Raw genomic sequence first — 319 nt, forward strand, 5'->3', positions numbered from 1 at the left:
GAGGGGGTGGGGGGGGAGATCAACAAAAAAAGAGAAGAAAGCCGAGCGCCCCCCCCCCCCGCCCCCCCCCCCCCCCCGCGCCCCCCCCCCCCCCCCCCGCCCCCCCCCCCCCCCCTCCCGGTGTGTGAGGCCTCTCGAAGCGCTGTGGGGGCGGCCGCTCGTACGTGGTTCCCCGAGCGGGCCGGCCGCCGGGCCCTCACGTCGTGCGTCGTGGCATCGGAAGGGGGGCCGGCTGCGCCCGGCAGGATCGCCGTGCCCGCCACCGGCCCCGGGGCCCGCAGGGCGGCGTGGCCCACTCGCGCCGGACCCGGCGAGACCG

This window comes from Streptomyces sp. NPDC029296 (assembly GCF_055569255.1).